Source organism: Herbaspirillum rubrisubalbicans (assembly GCF_003719195.1).
Lineage (GTDB): Bacteria > Pseudomonadota > Gammaproteobacteria > Burkholderiales > Burkholderiaceae_D > Herbaspirillum > Herbaspirillum rubrisubalbicans.
Genome location: NZ_CP024996.1, coordinates 339945 through 357045, shown reverse-complemented (window position 1 = coordinate 357045; position 17101 = coordinate 339945). Strand labels below are relative to the sequence as shown.

14 protein-coding genes are annotated in these 17101 nt (G+C 63.8%); all 14 read right to left on the bottom strand.

Annotated features, from left to right (window positions below):
- Window positions 1–217: 217 nt before the first annotated feature.
- Window positions 218–1450 carry a cell division protein FtsA gene (ftsA, locus tag RC54_RS01580; protein ID WP_061789488.1) on the bottom strand — a complete coding sequence of 411 codons (1233 nt, stop codon included), beginning with the start codon at window positions 1448–1450 and terminating at the stop codon, window positions 218–220.
- A 10-nt stretch (window positions 1451–1460) separates the two neighbouring features.
- Entirely contained in the window at window positions 1461–2231 is a 771-nt protein-coding gene (locus RC54_RS01575) for a cell division protein FtsQ/DivIB (protein WP_058894002.1), read from the bottom strand.
- A 28-nt stretch (window positions 2232–2259) separates the two neighbouring features.
- Window positions 2260–3264, bottom strand: a complete 1005-nt coding sequence (locus RC54_RS01570; protein ID WP_061789487.1) for a D-alanine--D-alanine ligase — start codon at window positions 3262–3264, stop codon at window positions 2260–2262.
- Window positions 3261–4688: a UDP-N-acetylmuramate--L-alanine ligase gene (murC, locus tag RC54_RS01565; RefSeq protein WP_017451935.1), complete on the bottom strand. Its 1428-nt coding sequence runs from the start codon at window positions 4686–4688 to the stop codon at window positions 3261–3263. Before murC ends, RC54_RS01570 begins: the two co-directional genes overlap by 4 nt.
- Complete coding sequence (gene murG, locus RC54_RS01560; protein WP_058894001.1) at window positions 4685–5767, bottom strand: undecaprenyldiphospho-muramoylpentapeptide beta-N-acetylglucosaminyltransferase; 1083 nt, start codon at window positions 5765–5767, stop codon at window positions 4685–4687. The genes murC and murG overlap by 4 nt, the downstream gene beginning before the upstream one ends.
- A complete protein-coding gene (gene ftsW, locus RC54_RS01555) occupies window positions 5764–7029 on the bottom strand; it encodes a putative lipid II flippase FtsW (RefSeq protein WP_044531744.1) in 1266 nt (421 codons plus the stop codon). Before ftsW ends, murG begins: the two co-directional genes overlap by 4 nt.
- Entirely contained in the window at window positions 7026–9128 is a 2103-nt protein-coding gene (gene murD, locus RC54_RS01550) for a UDP-N-acetylmuramoyl-L-alanine--D-glutamate ligase (RefSeq protein ID WP_061789486.1), read from the bottom strand. The genes ftsW and murD overlap by 4 nt, the downstream gene beginning before the upstream one ends.
- A gap of 112 nt (window positions 9129–9240) precedes the next feature.
- A complete protein-coding gene (gene mraY / locus RC54_RS01545) occupies window positions 9241–10410 on the bottom strand; it encodes a phospho-N-acetylmuramoyl-pentapeptide-transferase (RefSeq protein WP_058893999.1) in 1170 nt (389 codons plus the stop codon).
- A 1-nt stretch (window position 10411) separates the two neighbouring features.
- Window positions 10412–11872, bottom strand: a complete 1461-nt coding sequence (locus tag RC54_RS01540; protein WP_061789485.1) for a UDP-N-acetylmuramoyl-tripeptide--D-alanyl-D-alanine ligase — start codon at window positions 11870–11872, stop codon at window positions 10412–10414.
- Window positions 11869–13395 (bottom strand): UDP-N-acetylmuramoyl-L-alanyl-D-glutamate--2,6-diaminopimelate ligase, encoded by a 1527-nt coding sequence (locus tag RC54_RS01535; RefSeq protein WP_058893997.1) that lies wholly within the window; start codon window positions 13393–13395, stop codon window positions 11869–11871. The genes RC54_RS01540 and RC54_RS01535 overlap by 4 nt, the downstream gene beginning before the upstream one ends.
- Window positions 13395–15173: a peptidoglycan D,D-transpeptidase FtsI family protein gene (locus RC54_RS01530; protein WP_058893996.1), complete on the bottom strand. Its 1779-nt coding sequence runs from the start codon at window positions 15171–15173 to the stop codon at window positions 13395–13397. Before RC54_RS01530 ends, RC54_RS01535 begins: the two co-directional genes overlap by 1 nt.
- Entirely contained in the window at window positions 15170–15442 is a 273-nt protein-coding gene (ftsL, locus tag RC54_RS01525; RefSeq protein WP_058893995.1) for a cell division protein FtsL, read from the bottom strand. The genes RC54_RS01530 and ftsL overlap by 4 nt, the downstream gene beginning before the upstream one ends.
- Window positions 15439–16422: a 16S rRNA (cytosine(1402)-N(4))-methyltransferase RsmH gene (gene rsmH, locus RC54_RS01520; RefSeq protein ID WP_058893994.1), complete on the bottom strand. Its 984-nt coding sequence runs from the start codon at window positions 16420–16422 to the stop codon at window positions 15439–15441. The genes ftsL and rsmH overlap by 4 nt, the downstream gene beginning before the upstream one ends.
- A gap of 12 nt (window positions 16423–16434) precedes the next feature.
- Complete coding sequence (gene mraZ / locus RC54_RS01515) at window positions 16435–16863, bottom strand: division/cell wall cluster transcriptional repressor MraZ (protein ID WP_006465511.1); 429 nt, start codon at window positions 16861–16863, stop codon at window positions 16435–16437.
- Between the last annotated feature and the right edge of the window lie 238 nt (window positions 16864–17101).

Below are 17101 nucleotides of genomic sequence, written 5' to 3'. Positions count from 1 at the left end.
TCCCTGTTATTGCTTTTTGATGCGTATGCTGCCGATGCTGCCACTGCTGCGAGTCATGCCTTGATACCGCTATTCTAAAAAAACTGTCCTGCCAGTTTGCTGCCATTCTTGTCATTTTTGCTGCCTGAACCCTACAACTGATACGCCAGCAACTACCAATGCTTTTACATCCTGATGCATTCACTACCGGTCATGCGCAAGCGCCTGCGCAGCCGCTTCAAAAATTGCCCAGGAACCATTCCTTCATACGCTGCCAGACCGCCTTCACCGACCCTTCCTGACGGGTCACGATGTAACCGCGCAGGTATTGCTTCTTGGCTTCCTGCAACAGACCCAGCACGGTCGAGTAACGCGGGCTACGCACCACATCGGCCAACTGGCCGCTGTACTCGGGCGTGCCCAGGCGGGCCGGTTTGAGGAAGATGTCTTCGGCCAGTTCGGTCATGCCCGGCATCATGGCCGAGCCACCGGTCAAGACGATGCCCGAGGACAGCACTTCTTCGTAACCCGATTCGCGTACCACCTGGTGCACCAGCGCAAACAGCTCTTCCACCCGCGGCTCGATCACGGCGGCCAGCGCCTGGCGCGACAAGGTGCGCGGATTGCGGTCCCCCAGGCCCGGCACTTCCAGTGTCTCGGTGGGGTCGGCCAGGATCTGCTTGGCCACGCCATAGCGCAGCTTGATCTCTTCGGCTTCCAGGGTCGGCGTGCGCAAGGCCATGGCGATATCGTTGGTGATCTGGTCACCGGCAATCGGGATCACGGCGGTATGGCGGATCGCGCCTTCGGTGAAGACCGCCACATCGGTGGTGCCACCACCGATATCGACCAGCACCACGCCCAGCTCGCGCTCATCGGTGATCAGCACCGAATCGGCCGAGGCCATCGGTTGCAGGATCAGGTCCGACACTTCCAAGCCGCAGCGGCGCACGCACTTGACGATATTCTGCACCGCCGACACGGCCCCGGTGACGATGTGCACCTTCACTTCCAGGCGGATGCCGCTCATGCCGATGGGCTCGCGCACGTCTTCCTGGTTGTCGACGATGAATTCCTGCGGGACCGTATGCAGCAGTTGCTGGTCGGTCGGGATGTTGACCGCCTTGGCAGTCTCGATCACGCGCGAGACGTCAGCCGCGGTCACTTCCTTGTCCTTGATGGCGACCATGCCGCTGGAATTGAAGCTGCGAATGTGGCTGCCCGCAATGCCGGTATAGACATTGCGGATCTTGCAGTCGGCCATGAGCTCGGCTTCTTCCAGCGCACGCTGGATCGATTCGACGGTGGCCTCGATGTTGACCACCACGCCTTTCTTGAGCCCCTTGGATTCGGACTGCCCCAGCCCGATCACTTCATGGCGGCCATCGGGCAGCACCTCGGCCACCACCGCCACCACTTTCGAGGTGCCGATGTCCAGACCGACGATCAGATTTTTTGCGTCTTTTGTCATAGCGTTCCGCTTATTTCTTTTTCCCGTTCATTGCCGCCAGCACCAGGCCATCCGCCTTCAAGGCCATCCCGTTGGGATAGCGCAAGTCGACGCTTTCTATCTTTCCTTGCAATCGTTCCATCAGTTGCGGATATACCGCCACCAGCCTTGCCACACGTTCCTTCAAGACGGCATCACCCTGCTCGCGCCCCAGCTCCACCGTCATGCCATTGTCCAGCCGCACGGTCCAGGCATAGCGATTGGACAGCACCACCGACTCCGGCTCCAGCTTGATCGGGGCAAACCACTGGCGAAACTGCGCCAGCCGCGCCACCACCTGCTTCTCGCTGCCGGGCGGGCCATCGAACTCCAGCAGGTCACCGTCGTCCTCGGCCTCAGCCAGGTTGGCGGTGAACACGTCACCCTTCTGCGACAACAACTTGCCATCTTCACCCCAGGTACCCAGGGCCTTGTGTTCCTCGATCTTCACCACCAGCCGGTCCGGCCATTCACGCCGCACCATGGCCTTGCGCACCCAAGGCACGGCCTCGAAGGCCGCGCGCACCGCCGTCAGGTCGGCAGTGAAGAAATTGCCGTGGATGCGCGGCACCGCGGTCGCTCGCACCGTCAACGCATTGACCTTTTCCAGCGGCAAGTCGCTGGCGCTCTCAATGCGTATCGTGTGCAGCGTAAACATCGGCCGCTGCGCCACCCACCATAAACCGGATGCCAGCAAGGCCAGCAGCACCAGCGCAAAGAGCGCACTGCTGATGGCGTTGAGCATCTTGACGTCCTGCCACATCGACGCGTGCTTCCTTAAACCTGTGCCATCACGACTGTGCCACCTGCGGCGTCCAGTCCTTGGATGGCCTCATGTCCAGCGCGGCCATCTGCAGAATTTCACAGCACAGATCTTCATAACTCATGCCCACCGCCTTGGCCGCCATCGGCACCAACGAATGGCCGGTCATGCCGGGTGAGGTATTGATTTCGATCAGGTAAGGCTCGGCCTTGCCATCCCCCTCGCGCAGCATGAAGTCCACCCGGCTCCAGCCGCGGCAACCCAGCGCATTGAAGGCCCGTACCGCCAGATCCTGGATATGGCGCGTCAGTTCCTCATCCAGCGGGGCGGGGCAATAATATTTCGTGTCGTCGGTGAAATACTTGTTCTGGTAGTCGTAATTGCCACCCGGCGCGCAGATCTCGATGATCGGCAAGGCCCGCGCATCGCGTCCTTTGCCCAGCACCGGCACCGTCAGTTCACGGCCACGGATGAATTCCTCGGCCAGCACCACGCTGTCATAGCGAGCGCACATGTCGAAGCTGACCTGCATGTCGGAATAACCATTCACTTTGGCAATGCCGATGGTCGAACCCTCGTGCGGTGCCTTCAACATCAGCGGCAGGCCCAGCTCATCGGGGACCACGCGCAATTGTTCACGTGTGGTGCTCTTGGCATCCAGGCTCAGGAAGCGCGGCGTGACCAGGCCGTGCGAGAGCCAGATGCGCTTGGTCATGATCTTGTCCATGGCGATGCTCGAGGCCATCACGCCCGGGCCGGTGTAGGGCAAGCCCATCTGTTCCAGCGCGCCTTGCAGCGTACCGTCTTCGCCATAGCGACCATGCAGGGCGATGAAGACGCGGTCGAACTGCTCGGCCTGCAACTCGCCCAGGCTGCGTTCGGCCGGGTCGAAGGGATGCGCATCCACGCCCTTGCTGCGCAAGGCCTGCAGCACGCCATTGCCCGACATCAGCGATACTTCGCGCTCGGCGGAACGACCACCGAAGAGCACACCGACACGGCCAAAGGCCTTGATCTGGTCCTGGCTGATCATGCTGCCCCCTGTTCGTTCTTGCCACCGGCCTGCGCCACCAGGCGCCCCGGCACTGCGGAAATCGATCCCGCCCCCATGGTCATGACCACATCGCCATCGCGCACCACGTTGCGGATGGTCTCGGGCATGTCGCCGATATCGTCCACGAACACCGGCTCGACCTTGCCGGCCGCACGCAACGCATGGGCCAGCGAACGGCCATCGGCGGCCACGATGGGCGCTTCACCGGCGGCATACACCTCGCCCAGCACCAGCACATCAGGCGAGGACAAGACCTTGACGAAGTCCTCGAACAGGTCGCGCGTGCGGGTATAGCGATGCGGCTGGAAGGCCAGCACCAGGCGGCGGCCCGGATAGGCGCCACGGGCGGCGGCGATGGTGGCGGCGGTCTCGACCGGGTGATGGCCGTAGTCGTCGACCAGGGTGAAATGACCGGCCGGATTGCCCTGGGCGTCGGTGATGGGCACCTCGCCATAACGGGTGAAGCGGCGACCCACGCCATTGAATTCGGTCAGCGCCTTCTGGGTGGCGGCATCGTCCACGTCCAGCTCGCGCGCAATGGCAATGGCGGCGCAGGCATTCTGGACGTTGTGCATCCCGGGCTGGTTCAGGCTCACCTTCATGGGCGCATAGCCGTCCTGGATCACGGTGAATTCCATCTTGCCATCAACCGCGCTGGCCTCGATGGCGCGCACATCGGCGTCGGCATGAAAGCCATAGGTCAGGATGGGCTTGGAGACCATCGGCATGATCTCGCGCACGTGCGGATCATCCAGGCAGAGCACGGCCACGCCGTAGAACGGCAGGCGCTGGGTGAACTCGACGAAGGCCTGCTTCAGGCGCGCGAAGTCATGGTTGTAGGTTTCCATGTGATCGGCATCGATATTGGTGATGACTTCGATCACGGGCGTCAGATTCAAGAACGAGGCATCTGATTCATCGGCCTCGGCCACGATGAATTCGCCGGTCCCCAGCTTGGCATTGGCACCGGCGCTGGTGAGGCGACCGCCGATGACGAAGGTCGGGTCCAGTCCGCCTTGCGCCAGCACGCTCGCCACCAGGCTGGTGGTGGTGGTCTTGCCGTGGGTGCCGGCAATGGCGATACCCTTCTTCAGGCGCATCAGTTCGCCCAGCATCACCGCACGCGGCACGATGGGGATGTGCTTCTTGCGCGCGGCCAGCACTTCCGGGTTGTCGCCCTTGACGGCGGTGGAGGTCACGATGGCGTCGGCGCCTTCGATGTTCTCGGCGGCGTGACCATAGCGGATGCACGCACCCAGTTGCGCCAGGCGCTGGGTGGCGGCGTTGCTGCCGAGGTCCGAGCCCGAGACGCCATAGCCAAGGTTGAACAAAACTTCAGCAATGCCGCTCATGCCTGAGCCGCCGATGCCCACAAAATGGATGTTCTTGACACGATGCTTCATGGTGTTACCAGTCCTTCCAGCACCCGCGCGATCGCCTCGTTGGCATCGCGCCGGCCTTGTTCGTATGCCGCCTGCGCCATCTCCTGACAGGCAGCGCGGTCCAGTTTCTGTAGCAAACCGGCCAGGTGCTCCGGCGTCAGTTCGCGTTGCGGCAAGTGAATGGCCGCCTTGTTTTCTGCCATCCACCTGGCGTTATCAATCTGGTGCGAGGTGGTCGACACCGCCAGCGGGACCAGCACGCTGGCCACGCCAGCTGCCGTCAGCTCGGAGACCGTGATGGCCCCGGCGCGGCAGATCACCAGATCGGCCTGGGCATAGCGGCGCGGCATATCGTCGATGAAATCGACCACTTCGGCCTGCACGCCTGCGGCCTCGTAAGCGGCGCGCAAGGCCGCGATGTGCTGCTTGCCCGATTGATGCGTCACTTGCGGGCGCAACTCGGCGGGCAACTTCGCCAGCGCCGCGGGAACGTTGTCATTCAAGACCTTGGCACCCAGGCTGCCGCCCACCACCAGGATCTTCAGCACACCGCTGTGGCCGGCGTAACGCTGGGCCGGCGGCGGCAGCGCAATGATTTCCTTGCGCACCGGATTGCCGGTGACCTCGGCCTTGCCCGCTGCCTTGCCAAAATCGGCAGGGAAGCCGAACAGCACCCTGGTCGCCATCGGCGTCAGGGTCTTGTTGGACAGCAGCAGCGCCGCATCCGCATTGACCAGCACCAGCGGCTTGCCGCGCAGGCGCGCCATCATGCCGCCCGGCACGGTCACGTAACCGCCCATGCCCAGCACCACATCGGGGCGCCGACGACCGAGGATGGCATGGCAATGCAAGAAGCTTGCCGCCAGACGCCACACGCCCTTGAGCGTATGCATCAGACCCTTGCCGCGCAGGCCGGCGAAGACGATGCTGTCCATCTCCACGCCATGGCGCGGCACCAGCTCGCGCTCCATGCCATGCGAGGTACCCAGCCAGCTCACTTGCCAGCCACGCGCACGCATGGTGTCGGCAATGGCCAGGCCGGGGAAGATATGCCCGCCGGTGCCGGCGGCCATGATGAGCAACTTGCGCGGCGCGTTCATAGGCGACCTCCGCGCATCAAGACCCGGTTTTCATAATCGATACGCAACAGGATGGCCAGGCCCACGCAATTCAACAGCACACCCGAGCCACCATAGCTCATCAGCGGCAGCGTCAGACCCTTGGTGGGCAGCAGACCCAGGTTCACCCCCATGTTGATGAACGCCTGCACGCCCAGCCAGATACCGATGCCCTTGGCCACCAGGCCGGCAAAGGTCAGGTCCAGGGCGATGGCCTGGCGACCGATCTCGAAGGCGTGCTTGACCAGCCAGTAGAACAGCAGCACCACCACCAGCACGCCGGCAAAGCCGAGTTCCTCGCCGATGACGGCCAGCAGGAAGTCGGTATGCGCCTCCGGCAGGTAATGCAATTTCTCCACACTGCTGCCCAGGCCCACGCCGAACAGCTCGCCGCGCCCGAAGGCGATCAGCGAGTGCGACAACTGGTAAGCCTTGCCCAGCGCATTGTCTTCTTCCCAGGGATTCAGATAGGCGAAGATACGCTCGCGCCGCCACGGCGAGGTCACAATGACCAACGAGAACACGCCCACCAGCGTGGCGCCGATGCCGCCGAACCAGACCCCGTTGATGCCCCCCAGGAACAGGATGCCCATGGCAATGCAGACGATCACGCCGAACGCGCCCAGGTCGGGCTCCAGCAGCAGCAGCAAACCGACCAGGCCGACAGCTGCGGCCATCGGGAAGAAGCCCTTGACCAGCTTGTGCATCACCGCCTGCTTGCGCACCGTGTAGTCGGCGGCGTAGAGCACGATGAAGAGCTTCATCAATTCGGACGGTTGCAGGTTGATGATCTTCAGCGACAGCCAGCGCTTGGCGCCATTGACACCCTTGCCCACGCCCGGGATCAGCACCAGCAGCAGCAGGATCAGGGTGACGGCGAACAGGTAGGGCGCCCACTTCTGCCAAGTCTCGATGCGCACGCGGAACACCAGGGCGCCGGCGATGATGGAGAGCACGATGAAGATCGCCTGGCGCACCAGGAAGTGATAGTTCGAATAGGCGGCGTACTTGGGCGAATCCGGCAACGCCACCGACGCCGAATAGACCATCACCATGCCGAACAGCATCAGCAATACCACCACCCAGATCAGCGGCTGGTCGTATTCCATCATGCGCGAACGCTGTTCCAGACCAATGCTGCCCGATGCGCTGCCACGGCCGGCACGTATGCGCCCAGCCGCCACCGGGGCGGCTTGCTTGACGCCTCCCAACCAGTTACGCAACGAAGACAGGCCCAGTTTCATACCAGCACCTCACCGCGCGAGAGCGCCAGTTCATGCACCGCGTCCACGAACACCTCGGCGCGATGGGCATAGTTGCGGAACATGTCCAGGCTGGCGCAAGCCGGCGAGAGCAGCACGATGTCGCCCGCCTTGGCGATCTGTCCGGCCTGCTCCACTGCCTGTTCCAGGCTGGCGCAATCGATCAGTTCGACACCGCTGTCGGCCAGCGCAGTGCGCACGGCGGGGGCGTCGCGGCCGATCAGCAGGACGGCGCGTGCATATTTCTGCACCGGCAGGTCCAGCGGCGAAAAGTCCTGGCCCTTGCCATCGCCACCGGCAATCAACACGATGCGATTGGGACGACCGCCCAGACCCAGGCCGTTCAAGGCTGCCACGGTGGCACCCACGTTGGTGCCCTTGCTGTCGTCGTAGTACTCCACTTCCTGGATCACGCCCACCAGTTCCACCCGGTGCGGTTCCCCCGTGTACTCGCGCAGACCGTGCAGCAGCGGCGCCATCGGCAGGTCGATGGCGCGGCACAGGGCCAGCGCGGCCAGCGCATTCATGGCGTTGTGGGCGCCGCGGATCTTGAGAGCGTCGGCCGGCATGAGGCGCTTGACCGTCACCGGCGGCGGCAGCATGTCCTTCTGCTTGCGGCGGCGCTTGCCTTCCGGCACTTCGTCATCTTCGTGGACGAAGGCATTGGCCAGCCACAACATGCCATTGTCGTTGACCAGGCCGAAGCTGTTGGGCGTGTCCGGCTCATCCAGCCCGAAGGTGGACAGCGGCGCGGCGGTGGAAGCCATCTCCATGACCAGCGCGTCGTCGCGATTGAGCACGCGCACGGTGTCCTGGCCGAAGATGCGGGCCTTGTCGGCGGCATAGTGCTCCATGCTGCCATGCCAGTCCAAGTGATCCTGGGTCAGGTTCAGCACGGTGGCCGCGTGCGCCTGCAGGCTGTGGGTGGTGTGCAACTGGAAGCTGGAGAGCTCCAGCACCCAGGCCTGCGGCATGGAACCACGATAGGTCGGCTCCGGCGGCGGCGGGGGCGGCACTTCGACCAGCGCCTCTTCCTCGGCCTTGCGCGAGACTTCCATGAAGTCGCCCAGGCTCATTGCTTCACCTGTGGTAGCCGGCGCGTCGGGATCGGCTTGCGGCACCACGTCGGAAGCCACTTGCAGCGTGGCTTCCACGGTGGAGGTGACGAAATCTTCATTTGCTGCATTACCCACCTCGGCCTCGGCCACGGCCTCGCTCCCGGCCTCCGCTTGCGCTTCGCTGGCTGCCTCGGCACTGTCTGCCGGTGCGTCGGTGGCGGGCTGGCCGTTTTCTGGCTCTGGGCCGTCTACGGTCGGCGCCAGCAGGTCCAGTTGTGACTCAGGCTGTTCGGGCGGCGCGTTAGGCGCCGCCTGCTGCGCCATGACCGGCACCGCGATGGCCGCAGCCTCCTCGATGCGGGCGGCGGCGCGGCGGTGCTTTTCGGCTTCGGCGGCCTGCTGGGCATCCAGCACGGCTTGCTGCGCGGCTTGCGCTTCGGCTTCAGCCTGTGCCTGGGCGGCAGCCAGTGCATCCTGCTCGGCCAGTTCGGCCAGGAAAACTTGGTCTTTGATGACCGCTTCGCGCAGCACGTCCAGTGCGGCCGGGCTGATATTGCCCGCCACTTGCACCGACAGGCCGGCGCGCTGGCACAGCAGGCCGGTCAGGCGCGTCACCGTGGTCTTGCCGTTGGTGCCGGTAATGGCCAGGATCTTCGGTTGATACAGGGTTTCTTCGCGCAAGGCGAGCAGCGCCTGCGCGAACAATTCGATCTCGCCCCATAGCGGCAGGCCGCGCTCGGCGATGACCGGCATCAGCGGTGCCAGCTCACCCTCGGGGGCCAGGCCCGGGCTGACAGCGACGAAATCGATGCCATCGAGCAAGGCCGCTGCCAGCGGCTGGCCCAGCACGGCCTGGGCCTCGGGCGCATCAGCGCGCAAGGCGGCCAGGCGCTCGGCCAGCGCCGCTTCGCTGCGGGTATCGGCCACGCGCACGCTGGCGCCGCAGTAGACCAGCCACCGCGCCATTGCCAGGCCGGACTCACCGAGTCCGAGCACCAGAACGTGTTTGCCCGAGTAATTCATCGTTGTTTCCAGACTCACTTCTTCACAGACTTCTTCAATTGCATCAACCACAAAGGGCGCCGCTTGGCATGAATCGCAAGGGGCGCCGTTTTTTCCTTCATACAGCGCGCCGTCAGCGCAGTTTCAGCGTCGACAGACCCAGCAGCACCAGCATCATGGTGATGATCCAGAAGCGCACCACCACCTGGGTTTCCTTCCAGCCCTTCTGCTCGTAGTGATGGTGCAGCGGCGCCATCAACAACACGCGTCGGCCCGTGCCGAAGCGCTTCTTCGTGTATTTGAAATAGGCCACCTGGATCATCACCGACAGCGTTTCCACCACGAAGATGCCGCCCATGATGAAGAGCACGATTTCCTGACGCACGATGACGGCGATGGTGCCCAGCGCGCCGCCCAGCGCCAGCGCACCGACGTCGCCCATGAACACCTGCGCCGGGTAGGCGTTGTACCAGAGGAAGGCCAGGCCTGCGCCACCCATGGCGCCGCAGAAGATCAGCAATTCACCCGCACCGGGGATGTGCGGGATGAACAGGTACTTGGCATAGGCGGCGTTACCGGTCAGGTAGGCGAACAGGCCCAGAGCCGCACCCACCAGCACGGTGGGCATGATGGCCAGGCCATCCAGGCCATCGGTCAGGTTGACGGCGTTACTGGTGCCGACGATGACGAAATAGGTCAGCGCGATGAAACCCCACACGCCCAGCGGATAGCTGACCGTCTTGAAGAAGGGCACGATCAGGTCGGCCTTGGGCGGCAAGTCCAGGCTGAAACCGGAACGCACCCAGGCCACGAACAGGTCGAAGACCTTCATATTGCTCACTTCGGACACCGAGAAGGCCAGGTAGAACGCCGCCACCAGGCCGATCAGGGATTGCCAGAAATATTTTTCACGCGAGCGCATTCCTTCGGGATCGCGGTAGACCACCTTGCGATAGTCATCGACCCAGCCGATGGCGCCAAAGCCGAGCGTGACGATCAGCACGATCCAGACGAAACGGTTGGACAGATCCGCCCACAGCAGCGTGGAAATGCCGATGCCGATCAGGATCAGCACGCCGCCCATGGTCGGGGTGCCGGACTTGATCAGGTGGGTCTGGGGGCCATCGGTGCGCACCGCCTGGCCGACCTTCATGCGGGTGAGCATACGGATCACGGCGGGGCCGGCGATCATGCCGATCAACAGCGCCGTCAACGTGGCAAACACCGCGCGGAAGGTGATGAAGTTGAACAGGCGCAGAAAACCGAAATCCTGTTGAAAATTCTGTGCGAGCCAGACCAGCATGTTAATGGGTCTCCTGTTGATGTTGCGTGAGGGATTCAACGTTGACCAGATGCTGTACAACTCGCTCCATCTTCATGAAGCGTGAACCTTTTACCAAAACGGTCGCGCCTTGCGGCGCGGCCTGCTCCACCGCTGCATTGAGGGTGGCGATATCGTCGCAATGCATGGCCTGGGCCACGCCTTGCAGCGGGGCGCCATACGCAGCGACGGCGTGTTTCGTCAATTCGCCCAGTCCGAAGAAGAGCGGGATACCACGACTGCGCGCATAGGCGCCGATCTCGGCATGGAACTGCGGCCCCTGGTCGCCGACCTCGCCCATGTCGCCCAGCACCAGCACACGCGGGCCGGCGATGCTGGCCAGCACGTCGATGGCAGCGCGCACCGAATCGGGGTTGGCGTTGTAGGTGTCGTCGATCACCAGAGCACCGCTCTTGGCCTGTTTGCGTTGCAACCGGCCATTGACCGGGGCGAAGCTCTGCAAGCCACGCACCACGGCGTCCACCGCGATACCGGCACCCAATGCACAGGCGGTGGCAGCCAGGGCATTGCGCACGTTGTGTTCGCCGACGGCGGCCAGCTCGACCTTGAACTGGGCCGGTGGCACAGCCAGGCCCTTGGCGGTAACCTGCAGCGTGCTGCCGAAGGCCGTGGCCTGGTAGCTGGCGCTGACATCGGCTTGCGCATTCAGGCCAAAGGTCAGCACGCGACGGGCGCCAGCCTCTTCGCGCCACAGCGCGGTGAAATCATCATCGGCCGGGAAGACGGCCACGCCATCGGCGGGAAGGTGGCGGATCACGGCGCCGTTTTCACGCGCCACCGCTTCCACGCTGGCCATGAATTCCTGGTGCTCGCGCTGGGCATTGTTGACCAGGCCCAAGGTGGGCGCGGCGATGCGTGAGAGCACGGCGATCTCGCCCGGATGGTTCATGCCCATCTCGATGACGGCGGCCTGGTGCTGCGCCCGCAGGCGGAACAAGGTCAGCGGTACGCCGATCTCGTTGTTGAAGTTGCCGCGCGTGCCCAGGTAGCCGTCTTCGCCAAAGGCGGCGGCGAGGATGGCGGCAATCATTTCCTTGACGGTGGTCTTGCCGTTGCTGCCGGTCACACCAATGACCGGGATCTGGCGCTGCACGCGCCAGCCATGGGCGATCTGGCCCAAGGCAGCGCGGCTGTCGGGCACCACGATGGCCGGCAGCGACAAGCCCGCCGGCACGCGCTCCACCACCACGACGGCAGCGCCTTGGGCGGCCACGGCGTCGAGGAAGTCATGCGCATCGAAACGCTCGCCGCGCAGGGCGACGAAGACATTGCCGGGCTTGACCGCACGGCTGTCGGTGACCACGTCATTGAGCTCAAGCAGACCGGCCGGGGCATTGACCACGCCGGGCACGGTATGCGCCGAGGCCGCCTCTTCGGCAGTGCGGATCCATTCCAGCAACTGGCGGAAATCGAATCGCATCATGCGCCTCCCATCATGGTCGAGCGCGCGGCCAGGGCCAGGGCGACATGGTCGGCGTCGAGGAAAGGCAGTTTCTTGCCGGCGATTTCCTGGTAGGACTCATGTCCCTTGCCGGCCAGCAGCACCACATCGGCACGGGTAGCGTGGCGGATCGCCCACAGGATGGCGCCGGCCCGGTCTGGCAGCACCACCGGTTCGATGCGACTCATGCCGGCACGAATCTGGTCGATGATGGCTTGCGGATCTTCGCTGCGCGGGTTGTCGCTGGTGAGCACGACCTGGTCGGCCTGCTCGGCGATCTGCCCCATCTGCGGACGCTTGCCCGGATCGCGATCACCACCGCAGCCGAACACGCACCACAACTGGCCACCGCGCTGGGTGGCGACCTGGCGCAGGGTAGACAGGGTCTTGTCGAGCGCGTCGGGGGTATGGGCGTAGTCGATCACGATCAGCGGCACGTCCGGCCCACCGAACTGTTGCATCCGCCCCGGAGCCGGCGTGAGCGCAGCGGCAGCAGCCACCACGGCATCCCAGGCCAGGCCCTGGGTCAGCAGCACGCCCATGATGCCCAGCACGTTGCTGACATTGAAGCGGCCCACCAGTTGGGTCTTGACCTGGCCGCTGCCGAAGGGCGAATCGACATGGAACACGGTGCCGGTATGACTGCTGCGCAGCTGGCTGGCGCGCAGGGTGGCCACGTGGGCGGCCTGGGCATCGATCTGCTCGGCAATCGAATAGCCGATCACCGGCACCTGGCGCCCGGCCAGCAGCGGCAACAGGCGCAGGCCCATGGGGTCATCCAGGTTGAGCACGGCGTGCTTGAGGCCCGGCCACTGGAACAGCTTGCGCTTGGCCTCTTCGTAGGTCTGCATGTCACCGTGGAAATCCAGGTGATCGCGGGTGAAATTGGTAAACAGGGCAACATCGACGTGCATCCCGTTCATGCGCCCTTGCGCCAGGCCGATGGAAGAAGCCTCGATGGCCAGCGCACCGACCCGCGCCTGGGCTAGCTTGGCCAGGCTGCGTTGCAGCAGCACCGCGTCCGGGGTGGTGTAGCCGGTCACATCGAAGCCCTGCGACTTGCCGTTGATGAAGCTGCCCACACCGAGCGTGCCAACCACGCCGGCAGCAGTGGCGCCCGGCAGACGCGAGAGCGCGCTGCCCAGCCAGTAGGCGCAGGAGGTCTTGCCGTTGGTGCCGGTGACGGCCACGGACAGCATGGACTGGTCGGGCTGGCCATACCAGGCGGCCGCGATCTGGCCTGCCTGTTGCTTCAGGTCCGGCACCGCCAGATGCGGTTCATCGATCTGCGCCGGCCAGGTATAGCCTTCTGCTTCATATAGCACCGCAGCGGCGCCGCGCTCGACGGCGTCGGCAATATAAGAGCGGCCATCGGCGTCACCCACGTAGGCCAGGAACACGTCACCCGGCGCCACGCGACGCGAGTCGGAGCTCAATTGCGCAGATGGCGCCACCTGGCGCAGCCAGGCGAGGATGTCTTGCAGATCAAGAACGCGCTCGGCCATTACATGCTCTCCTCAAGCGGTTCTTTGGGAATGATGATGTTGGTCACGCTGGAGTCCGGCGGTACATTCAGGGCGCGCAAGGCATTGGCGGCCACGTTGGCAAACACCGGGCCTGCCACCGGGCCGCCATAGTGCTGGCCTTGCGGCTCATCGATCATCACCGAGATGATCAGGCGCGGGTCCGACATCGGGGCGATGCCCGAGAACGAGGCCACGTACTTGCGCACATACTTGCCGTTTTCGATCTTGTAGGCGGTACCGGTCTTGCCACCGACGCGATAGCCCGGCACCTGGGCCTGGGGCGCGGTGCCGCCAGGGGCAACCACGGTTTCCAACATACGGCGCATCTGCAGGGCGGTATCGGCCGAAATCACGCGCTGGCCGATGGGCGAATCGGTGACCTTGGTGAAAGACAGCGGGATGATGTCGCCATTGCGCGCAAAGATCAGGTAGGCGTGGGCCAGCTGGATCAGCGACACCGAGATGCCGTGACCATAGCTCATGGTGGCCTGTTCGATCGGGCGCCACGACTTGTAAGGGCGCACCCGGCCGGCCACAGCACCCGGGAAACCGAACTTGGGCTGCTGGCCGAAGCCCACCGTGGTGAACATTTCCCACATCTCTTCGGCGGGCATCCCCAGCGCGATCTTGGCGGTGCCGATGTTGGAGGACTTCTCGATGATCTGCGCCACCGTCAGCGCGCCGTGGGCGTGCGAGTCGCCGATGGTAGCGGTGCCGATGGTCATCTTGCCGGGCGCGGTCTGGAACACGGTGGAGGGCGTGACGCGATGCGTATCCAGCGCCAGGGCCACCGTGAAGGGCTTCAGGGTCGAGCCCGGCTCGAAGGTATCGGTCACGACGCGGTTACGCAACTGCGCGCCGGTCAGCTCGGAACGGTCGTTGGGGTTGTAGGTGGGCATGTTGGCCAGGGCCAGCACTTCGCCGGTCTTGGCGTCGACCACGATGATGCCGCCGGCCTTGGCCTTGTACTTTTCCACCGCCTCCTTCAGTTGCGTGAAGGCGATGTACTGGATCTTGCTGTCGATGGACAGGGTCAGGTCGCGGCCATCATGCGGCTCGCGGATGGATTCGATATCTTCCACCACGCGGCCCAGGCGGTCCTTGATGACGCGCCGGCTGCCGGTCACACCGGCCAGGGTCTTCTGGGCGGCCAGCTCCATGCCATCCTGGCCGGCATCCTCGATATTGGTGAAGCCGACCACGTGCGCCATCACCTCGCCCTCAGGATAGAAGCGCTTGTATTCCTTGCGGGTTTCGATGCCGGGGATGCCCAGCTTGACGATCTTGTCGGCGGTGTCCTGTTCGACCTGGCGCTTGAGGTAGACGAAGCTGCGGTCCGAATCGAGCTTCTTGCGCAGTTCGGCATCGCTCATTTCCAGCAGCTTGGCCAGTTGCACCAGCTTGTCCTTGGGCGCGGCCTGCACATCTTCGGGAATGGCCCAGATTGCCTTGACCGGCACCGAAGATGCCAGCACCTGGCCATTGCGGTCGGTGATCTTGCCACGCGTGGCGGGCATTTCCAGGGTACGGGCGTAGCGCGAGGCACCCTGCTTCTGCAGGAAATCGGTAGACACACCCTGCAACCACAGCGCGCGCAGCACCAGTGCCACGAACGCGGCAAACAGCACGAACAGCACGAAACGCGAGCGCCAGGCCGGCAGCTTGACCTGCAGGATGGGATTGGAGGAGAACGCCACGCCCTTGGACGCCGCTACACGGCCACCCGCCAGGTTGGTGCGAGGAGGCATCTTGGTCATTGCGCCCCCACGGTCAGGTATTGGGTACGGGCGGCGGTGACCGGCACCATGCCCAGGTCACGCCGTGCCAGTTCCTCGATGCGGGCGTTCTTGCCCAGGGTGGACTGGTCCAGTTGCAATTGCGCCCAATCCACGTCCAGCTGGCGCGCCGCGCTCTGAGACCGTTCCAGCTCAATGAACAAGCTGCGCGCCTTGTATTGGGCGCTCACGACCGACAGCGCGCAAGCCACCAGCAAGATGGTCAGCAGGATGCACAGACGCCCGATCATGCAGGCATCCCTTCGGTGGCGAGAGAGGAAATGGGGGACACGCGTTCCAGGCCGCGCATCACCGCCGAGCGGGCACGCGGATTGGATTCGACTTCGGCAGCGCTGGGCATGACCCGCGGCAACAGGCGCGCCGGGGCTTGCGGCAGGTCCACCGCACGGATCGGCAGGCGGCGGTCAGGCTGCGGCGCATGGGCTTTGGAGGCCATGAACTGCTTGACGATGCGATCTTCCAGCGAGTGAAAGCTGATCACGACCAATCTCCCGTGCTGCGCCATCTGGGCAAATGCCTTGTCCAGTCCTACTTCGAGTTCTTCAAGCTCTTGATTGACGAAAATCCGTACAGCCTGAAAGGTACGAGTGGCCGGGTCTTTGCCTTTCTCGCGGGTTTTGACGGCTTGTGCCACGAGCGCGGCAAGCTGTCGTGTGCTTGAAATTGGCTCGATTGCCCGGCCAGCAACAATCTTCTTTGCAATCTGAAGAGCAAACCGTTCTTCCCCATAATCACGTATCACCTTTGCAATCTGCTGTTCGTCTGCCGTTGCCAGCCAATCCGCTGCCGACACGCCACGAGTGGTATCCATGCGCATGTCCAGCGGGCCATCCAAGCGAAAACTGAAGCCGCGTGCGGCGTCATCGACCTGCGGCGACGAGATTCCCAAATCCATCAATACCCCGTCGACCTGGGCAATGCCGCGTGCGGCAAGCGCCTCATCCATGGTCGCAAAACTGTCGTGCACGATCTCGAAGCGTGCATCGGCTATCTTTTGCGCCGTGGCGATGGCCAACGGGTCCTTATCAAATGCGATCAAGCGGCCCTGCGGGCCCAGCCTGGACAGGATGGCGCGACTATGACCGCCGCGGCCGAAAGTGCCGTCCAGGTAAATGCCATTGGCGCGCGCGCCAGTGATGGCCAGCGCCTCCACGGCCTCATCCAACAGCACGGTGCGGTGCTGCAGCTCAGGCACCGGTTGCAAATTCATCTTGTCCGGCCGTCAGAAGGAAAAATTACTCAACACATCCGGCATCCCGCCCGCCACAGCCTCGGCTTCGCTTTCGGCCAGCTTGACGGCATCCCAGATTTCGAAATGACTACCCATGCCCAGCAACATCACGTCGCGCTGCAGACCCACGGCCGCGCGCAGCTCGGGCGCGATCAGGATGCGACCGGCGCTGTCGAGCTCCACATCCTGGGCATTGCCCAGGAAGATACGCTGCCAGGCACGGGCCGACATGGGCCAGTTGGCGATCTGCTCGCGATGCGTCTCCCAGGTCGGGCGCGGGAAGAACAGCAGGCAACCATGCGGATGGCGCGTCACGGTGGCGCGTCCCTCGCACTGCACAATCAGGGCGTCACGATGCTTGGCCGGAATGGTCATCCGTCCTTTGGCATCGAGATTGAGTGCTGACGCGCCCTGGAACACTGTTTTTTCCTTCGCCTGCGGCGAGTGAGTTTGCTGATCGGCTGCTTTGTTCGTGCCGGGCAAATGCAAATGAAACCCTGTTTGCCCCACAAAAAAACACTTTTTGACACTGCCGCCCACTTTAGAGGATGCACTATTGCAGGTCAAGCGGTATACGCTGTGAACAACCCGGATTTTGCTAATAAAGTCAAAGACTTAGCGCACTTCCTTAAAACAGCCTTTTCAGAAGTTTTTTGAA

Bases quoted from the DNA above. Each gene is read 5' to 3' on its own strand.
- murD (WP_061789486.1), bottom strand. From the start codon at position 9,128: ATGAATTACTCGGGCAAACACGTTCTGGTGCTCGGACTCGGTGAGTCC.
- RC54_RS01540 (WP_061789485.1), bottom strand. From the start codon at position 11,872: ATGATGCGATTCGATTTCCGCCAGTTGCTGGAATGGATCCGCACTGCC.
- RC54_RS01575 (WP_058894002.1), bottom strand. From the start codon at position 2,231: ATGTGGCAGGACGTCAAGATGCTCAACGCCATCAGCAGTGCGCTCTTT.
- murC (WP_017451935.1), bottom strand. From the start codon at position 4,688: ATGAAGCATCGTGTCAAGAACATCCATTTTGTGGGCATCGGCGGCTCA.
- rsmH (WP_058893994.1), bottom strand. From the start codon at position 16,422: ATGAATTTGCAACCGGTGCCTGAGCTGCAGCACCGCACCGTGCTGTTG.
- murG (WP_058894001.1), bottom strand. From the start codon at position 5,767: ATGAACGCGCCGCGCAAGTTGCTCATCATGGCCGCCGGCACCGGCGGG.
- RC54_RS01570 (WP_061789487.1), bottom strand. From the start codon at position 3,264: ATGATCAGCCAGGACCAGATCAAGGCCTTTGGCCGTGTCGGTGTGCTC.
- ftsW (WP_044531744.1), bottom strand. From the start codon at position 7,029: ATGAAACTGGGCCTGTCTTCGTTGCGTAACTGGTTGGGAGGCGTCAAG.
- RC54_RS01530 (WP_058893996.1), bottom strand. From the start codon at position 15,173: ATGACCAAGATGCCTCCTCGCACCAACCTGGCGGGTGGCCGTGTAGCG.
- ftsA (WP_061789488.1), bottom strand. From the start codon at position 1,450: ATGACAAAAGACGCAAAAAATCTGATCGTCGGTCTGGACATCGGCACC.
- mraY (WP_058893999.1), bottom strand. From the start codon at position 10,410: ATGCTGGTCTGGCTCGCACAGAATTTTCAACAGGATTTCGGTTTTCTG.
- RC54_RS01535 (WP_058893997.1), bottom strand. From the start codon at position 13,395: ATGGCCGAGCGCGTTCTTGATCTGCAAGACATCCTCGCCTGGCTGCGC.
- ftsL (WP_058893995.1), bottom strand. From the start codon at position 15,442: ATGATCGGGCGTCTGTGCATCCTGCTGACCATCTTGCTGGTGGCTTGC.